Here is a 6,906-nt window from a genome sequence, read left to right as displayed (position 1 = left end):
TTTTTTGGCATAGGGGGTTTGGCCTCCCTGTGAATCGGCTGCCCTTAATTATAACTAATTATCCGAACCTGATATTAGTCGCGCTCACAGTGTATACTTTTTATTTTTAGCGACTTGTTAGAGGCGACGACTGCAAGTAACCCCGCAGGCTATTCATCTTCTGATAAAGAGTCAGGGAGGTTAGCCTTTTCTTCTTGCGTATATTCTGGCAGTAAATACGGGTGCAACAAACCCATATTTTGTGAGCAAGGATATGTCACTGTAAATTTACCTTCCGCAGCCAAAAACATAGGGTTAATGTCTCTTCTAACAACTTCCCTAAACCAATTTGCCGCTTTTGTAGCAGCTATAATAAGTTGATGGCACTCTTCTATCCAATCATCGAACTCTTGTGCTAATTTGTCATATCGTTGTGTATTCCATTCGTTAATTTTATAAAATTTCACCCCCTCCCAAACTCTAGTTCCATCATCATACCTGTAAATTTTAGAATGTTTCTGAAAAACCCTGGCAGCCTTATTAAGTAATATGCTTAAGGTTTTAGCTGCTTTCTCCAACTCTATTAAAGTGCCAGGGAAATCAGTGCTGAATACCTTTTGGCGGAATTTAAGAAAATCATCCGGCAACTCAACAGACCATATGGGAATCTCAGAGTCTAGCGCCCTCTCTGTCCATTGATTCCATTCAGGCAAATGGCAATATTCAATGGCTGAATCAATCAGGCTTGTATAAATAATATCTTTGGCTTTCTGGTTTAAATCCCATGCCAGTGTTTGCTCAACCCAAAGTTCATGATTAGTCTTAAAAGCCTGTAGCTTCTCAACTGGGTAATCCTCTGGAGTTTTGTCAATAATTGTATGGTGAGTAGGACATAGGAGAATTAAATTAGCGTAAGAGTCTCTTTCGGCAGGTGTAAAGGGACTCTTGCCCCGAGGACCATCTTTTTCTTTCGCTACGATATGTGCCTGCTCACCAATGGGAAAACTACTTGAAGTAGCTTCACTATCTTGAATTAACTGACTTATGCAACCTGGAAAAGCGCATCTGCTTGCAGCCTTACCCCACAGAAGCTTGATATCTCTCTGATTAATACTCATATCCCACAGAAATATTTTGATTGCTAACTATATTGCTAACTATAACGTTTGAACGTTTTGCGATCAAACTTCGCCTCATCCATCCCATTAAAGGACTCACACCTAACCTTGTCAACAGGTGATTGACTACAAAACTGCGCCGTTTGAGCAAATCGATACGCATCTACTCCGTTGTAGCACCAACACCCAACGTCAGCAACAGAATACTCCATTATCTAGTGCTCGTGTGGCGATCGCCCTCCCTTTCTACCCAAATCGCGTGAAGCGAAGCTATCCCGAAGGGAATCGCCCCCGATCGCACTGACACCATCCTTATTTTGCAACTTGCCGAAAATTGCCCGATCGACTATTGTTCCTAGTAGATACGATCTTGATATAACAACCGACAAAAACATGACAGCAATATTACCGCCTTGGATAGTTTTAGACTCCCTATTGCACAACTGGCTACTAGAAGATATCGGTAGGGGCGATCGCACAACATCGGCCTTATTTCCCGCAAACAGCATCCAGGGTACGGCTAAATGGATTGTCAAAGAAGCTGGAGTCATTGCCGGATTGCCAATTGCCGATCGCACATTTAAACTTTTAGATAGCAGCCTCCGTTTCATCCCCCAAGTACCGGAAGGGAAACTGTGCCAAAAAGGAGAAGTAATCGCCGAGATTTCCGGCAATTTCGATGCGCTGCTAACCGGAGAAAGAGTTGCATTAAACTTGGCAATGCGTTTGAGCGGCATCGCTACTTTAACTCAGAAATATGTTGACAAAATTGCCGATTTGCCCGTGCAATTGGTGGATACGCGCAAGACAACGCCGGGATTGAGATTGTTGGAAAAATACGCAACTCAAGTCGGCGGTGCTAGCAATCACCGGATGGGATTAGATGACGCGGTGATGATTAAAGATAATCACATTGCGGCGGCTGGGGGAATTGCAGAGGCAATCGCCCTAATTCGCAATTCTATCCCCTATCCGCTGACGATCGAAGTCGAAACCGAAACTCTCGCCGAAGTAGAGACAGCTTTGCAGCACAAAGCCGATATTATCATGTTAGATAATATGTCCTTTGATTTGATGCGGCAGGCTGTGGCAATAATTCGCGAAAAGAGCGATCGGGTAAAAATTGAAGCTTCCGGCAATGTTACTTTAGAAACAATTAGGAGTGTTGCAGAAACCGGAGTTGACTATATTTCTACCAGTGCTCCGATTACGCGATCGACTTGGCTGGATTTGAGCATGAAAATTCAGAATCATTAGTCATTAGTCAGCAGTCATTAGTGATAGAAAATATGGCCAATACCAAATCAAGCTTTAATAGCCTCTTTATTCTTTAGTCTCCCTCTGCTCCGACTTCGTTTGACTATTAAGCGATTTTAATCGCCGAAGAATTGCCGAGGCAACTTATCTCTTAGCTAATGACTAATGACTAATGACTTTTAACAATGATTTGAGATAAAATGAACCCAAAAATTCCCGTCAGGCATACAGAGGCTGCGGATTAAGCGGTAAGTATAGTGCAAATAAGCACCGCTGATACTTGTATCGTAGCCACTTCGGAACCACTCACCATAGGGATCGTGAACGAAGAATCCCTCGCTGTCGTAGCCTGATGCAACTATAATGTGACCGAAAGACGTGAAGTATCCGTGGATGACAGCAGGATTTCCGCTGGCTAGCCAATCTTGAACGTCATCAATAGTTGCATTCTCGGTAAAGAAATCTTGAGCGCCGTAATCTCTAACAATCTTTGCTAAATCGTAGGGGTCCCAGCGACTGTAACCTTTGGCGATCGCATATTCGTAGAGTTCGTCTTCATATTGCCCGGTTTGTTTGCGGCGTGGCACTTTCAAAAAGTCCATACACATCGCTAATGAAGTTACATTGCAAGAACCTGTAGGATTATTCAAGTTATCCAGTTGCGATCGATAAGGAATGCCAAGCCTGACAGTTGGGGGATTCGGTTTGGGATAAAACAGAACGCTCTCTTGAGTAATTTGAGCGTGTGCTCCAAAAACATACCAAATTCCTGAACCTTTGAAAGACTCGTTGCGGAGAGCAACTCTGATGTGACCGCGAGCCGGAGCAAAAGCCAGAATCTCAAACTCTTTTCCGGCTGGTATTACTTGTTTTTCCGAGTCGTGAAGTTGAGAAGACGCCAGCGGTTTTGATTTTAAAATGGTGTCTCTGAGCGTTTTTAGGATCAGGGGATGTGTGGGAATCTCCTCTGGTTTGGTTTCAATCAGCTTTTTGGCTGTGACTGCTCCCAAAAAACCCGGTTCGCCGCACTTCATCAGAGTTTGAAATCGGTGGAGGGTGGCCGTAGAGAGAGGGCCAAAAATTCCGTCTACGGGAGGCTTCAGTAAACCCAGGTCAATGAGGCGGCTTTGAATTTGACCACTGAGTTCGTCGTCTGCAGCAATTGCTTTGGCATCGTACCTAATTTTTGAGTTGAGAAAGTTTTGTAATTTCATGCTTGCGTGCCCCTGTCAATCGATTTTAGATTCTAGATTTTAGATTTTAGATTTTAGAATTACGATCGCCGATAAATCTGGTTTCCCTAGACTAAATTGCTTGCTCGTCCATAATTCCCAGTTTATCGTCTCATAAAATTACGGTAATTTTGCCGAGCCATCGATTTTAGATTTTAGATTTTAGATTTTAGAATTACGATCGCCGATCAATCCGGTTTCCCTAGACTAAATTGCTGACTCGTCAATAATTCCGAGTTTATCGTCTCATAAAATTACGGTAATTTTGCCGATCGTCCATACCTTAAAGGCTTCGTATTAATTATTTGATACAAAACCTTCAAGGCGAGGGCCGAGCGAATTTCACGCACTATTGACTAAAAATCCCTCGTGCGCGTTGACATTGTTTCTGCCGAATGCCGAATGCCGTTGGATGCCTCTAAACCAGAGGGATGGCAGAATTCCCCTGTTGAGGCGAAGTCAGATTTATGCTTCGTCCGGGCGAATTACCACAACACCCATCGCGTCTGGAGAAAGATATTTGACGGCGGCTTCTCGGAGATCCTCGGCAGTCTGAGCTTGGATACAGGCGGCATAGTTGAGGGCGGGAGCGATATCTCCTACCATCGACTGATAGTAACCGTACAAACTTGCTCGATCGCTCGGAGTTTCGTTACCAAAGATAAACCGATTTGCTACTTGAGTGCGGATGCGGGAAATTTCGGCATCTGTCACCAGTTCGGTTTGGAGAGTGCGGATGTGTTCGACGATCGCAGCTTCCACTGCTGCCAAGTTTTCTGTTGGTAGTTGAGCGGAAATCGAGAATACACCGCCAAGTCGCTGAGTCATGTTGCTGACCGAAATTGACGAAACTAGCCCTTTTTCTTCGCGCAAATCCTGAACCAAGCGAGTTGTGCGGCCGTGACCCAATATTGTCGCCAAAACGTCCAGGGCATAAGTTTCTGACATTTCCATGAAACCAGGCACTCGCCACATCACGATCAGTCGGGCTTGCTGAAGGGCAGAGTCTACAAATTCGCGGCGGACTGTTTCTGTAAACGGCGATTCTTGGCCGTAGTTCGCGATTTGGGATTCTGGGTGAAAGTTGCCGACAGCAGGCACATTTATTTTGTTGTGTTGTGCTGTACTTTTTGCTGAAAAACTGTCTGCGACAATTTCTATTAGTTGCTCGACTGGCAAATTGCCTACAGCTACGGCTGTCATGGCCCCTGGCTGATATCTGCTGCTGTGGAAATCCCGCATTTGTTGGGCTGTCAACTGTTCGATTACCGCAGTCGGACCGAGTACCGGTCGCTTGTAGGGCAGGACTTCAAAGGCTAATTCCATCGATCGCTGATAGGTACGGCGGCGGGGATTGTCTTCCGATCGTCTAATTTCTTCTAAGACTACCAGCCGTTCTCGATCAAAGGCGTCGTCGGGAATGCTGGCGTTGAGCAACACATCGACTTGCAGGGGGGCTAGTTCGGCAAAATCTTTAGGGGCTGTGGTGATGTAATAGTTAGTGTAATCTTGGCTGGTGGCAGCATTGGTGACAGCGCCGCGCTGCTCGATCGCGCGCTCAAATTCGCCACTGGGAATGCTGGGAGTTCCCTTAAAAATCATGTGTTCTAAAAAGTGAGCCATGCCGTTAATGTCGTCTGGTTCGACGGCTGAGCCTAAATTGAGCCACACGCTGAGGTTAACAGCATCGACCGGCAAGTGTTCGGCTATAACGGTGAGGCCGTTGGGGAAATGGCGGATTGTTGGGGCGTTGAGGGGCGATCGAGCTGAGGTTTTGAGTAGGGTTGATGTCATTTGGCTTTTAGATTTATCTTGTTCTCTATATCTTAAAGGGTCTTTAAGGAAGGACTCAGGCATTCGCCATTTGGCGCGAAAAATGCAATTGGATGTGGACGGTAATACACGCACCGAGTTTTTGGTCTCCCGGAAGAAGTCTTGTTAACGTATTTCTGCGATCGCGATCGTTAATTTATCCTAATAGTTGCCCAAGTCCTCTGTTTTTTGGTGACAGCATTCGATGGAAAATCGAAGATTGAATAAAAACTTAGTATTTCCACAAGCAGCTTTTCAACGATTTTGGCGATCGACTTCGGGGAAAATCGGCTTAATTTTGACTTTAGCGCTGATGCTCTCGGCACTGTTGGCCCCCCTACTTTCTCCTTACGATCCGGCGGTCGATCGAGATTATTTGTCGCGCTTGGTGGCTCCTAGCGCTAAACATTGGTTTGGCACCGACGGTTTGGGGCGAGATTTGTTGGTGCGGGTGTGGCACGGATTGGGGATCTCTTTAGTCGTCAGCCTGGTTTCTGTGGGTGCGGGTTTAATTGTGGGAGCGCTTTTGGGGCTGGTGGCCGGGTATTTTCGGGGGTTGCTGGAAATGGCGATCGGCACTTTGGCGGATATTTTGTTAGCTTTTCCTTCGATTTTACTGGCGATCGGCGTTGTTACCGTCACCGGGCCGAGCCTGCAAAGTGTAATTATCGCTGTCAGCCTCGTGCAAATTCCGATTTATATCCGCTTAACTCGCAGTATGGTGCTGTCTCTGCGGGAACAAGAATTTGTTTTGGCTGTCAAGGCCTTGGGCGCCAGCGACTTGCGGATTATTTTTCGCCACATTTTTCCGGGAAGTCTGGCGCCTCTAGTTGTACAAGCAACTCTTTCGACTGGTACGGCGACACTAGAAGCTGCCGGTTTGGGTTTTTTGGGTTTGGGCGCACAGCCACCGGTTCCTGAGTTGGGGACGATGCTTTCTGATGCTTTTAAGGGCGGATACGCTCTTTCTTCTCCTTGGACTATTTTGTTTCCCGGTTTGCTGATTACCTTGACTGTTCTGGGTTTCAATCTTTTGGGCGACGGGCTGCGAGACGCTTTAGACCCCAGATCCAATGCTGCAGCCAGGAAATAGCAATGAAATAGCAATATTCAGGACTTACGCAGCAAGCACAGTATTTGAGCCATACTGTGCCTCCTCTAAAAATTGTTCAGGTATGCTCAAACTTTTGGCGGGAGTTGAAGCCATTTCAAAGGAGTGAAAGCTGCTTATATTGAGTATTTTTAATTTTCCTGACGACTAAAATTTTTACACTTAAATCGCTGTTTCCTGTAATAAATATTTCCATTTTTAATAAAAAAATAGCTTTGACAATTAGGACATTCTATACTTTTACTTCGGAAATTTATGTTGATTTAATATTAAACCATTAGTGTGCTTCACTACCAAAGCATTTACCTACTTGCGGGACATATTAGTAGAGCAAGGATTCCTCGCCCTACTAACAGCCTTAAAGCAGAGTAATTGCAGTCGATGCCGGAGTGCCGAT

The 6,906-nt window shown here is 45.4% G+C and carries 7 protein-coding genes; 3 read left to right on the top strand and 4 right to left on the bottom strand.

Features of this window, described 5'->3' with window-relative positions:
- Positions 1–149: 149 nt before the first annotated feature.
- Positions 150–1,097 carry an HNH endonuclease gene (locus QUA27_RS26880; protein WP_333072058.1) on the bottom strand — a complete coding sequence of 316 codons (948 nt, stop codon included), beginning with the start codon at positions 1,095–1,097 and terminating at the stop codon, positions 150–152.
- 118 nt (positions 1,098–1,215) lie between these two features.
- Here QUA27_RS26880 and QUA27_RS26875 point away from each other — a divergent pair, with 118 nt between their 5' ends.
- Both QUA27_RS26875 and nadC read left to right on the top strand, forming a co-directional pair.
- A complete protein-coding gene (locus QUA27_RS26875; protein ID WP_333072057.1) occupies positions 1,216–1,401 on the top strand; it encodes a hypothetical protein in 186 nt (61 codons plus the stop codon).
- Positions 1,402–1,490: 89 nt separating this feature from the next.
- A complete protein-coding gene (nadC, locus tag QUA27_RS26870; RefSeq protein ID WP_333072055.1) occupies positions 1,491–2,354 on the top strand; it encodes a carboxylating nicotinate-nucleotide diphosphorylase in 864 nt (287 codons plus the stop codon).
- Positions 2,355–2,533: 179 nt separating this feature from the next.
- Here nadC and QUA27_RS26865 read toward each other — a convergent pair whose 3' ends face one another.
- Positions 2,534–3,568 (bottom strand): C39 family peptidase, encoded by a 1,035-nt coding sequence (locus tag QUA27_RS26865; protein WP_333072053.1) that lies wholly within the window; start codon positions 3,566–3,568, stop codon positions 2,534–2,536.
- Between the two features lie 483 nt (positions 3,569–4,051).
- Positions 4,052–5,380, bottom strand: a complete 1,329-nt coding sequence (locus tag QUA27_RS26860; RefSeq protein WP_333072052.1) for a M16 family metallopeptidase — start codon at positions 5,378–5,380, stop codon at positions 4,052–4,054.
- 238 nt (positions 5,381–5,618) lie between these two features.
- Here QUA27_RS26860 and QUA27_RS26855 point away from each other — a divergent pair, with 238 nt between their 5' ends.
- A complete protein-coding gene (locus QUA27_RS26855) occupies positions 5,619–6,491 on the top strand; it encodes an ABC transporter permease (protein ID WP_333072051.1) in 873 nt (290 codons plus the stop codon).
- Positions 6,492–6,640: 149 nt separating this feature from the next.
- On the opposite strand, the gene QUA27_RS27595 is transcribed toward QUA27_RS26855, so the two are convergent.
- Positions 6,641–6,745, bottom strand: coding sequence for an IS1/IS1595 family N-terminal zinc-binding domain-containing protein (locus QUA27_RS27595; RefSeq protein WP_445251559.1), 105 nt, complete (start codon positions 6,743–6,745; stop codon positions 6,641–6,643).
- Between the last annotated feature and the right edge of the window lie 161 nt (positions 6,746–6,906).

Source organism: Microcoleus harperi Pol14_C6, from assembly GCF_036701295.1.
Lineage (GTDB): Bacteria > Cyanobacteriota > Cyanobacteriia > Cyanobacteriales > Microcoleaceae > Microcoleus.
Note: the sequence above shows the minus strand (reverse complement) of the source record. Positions and strands in the feature narration are given on the sequence as shown.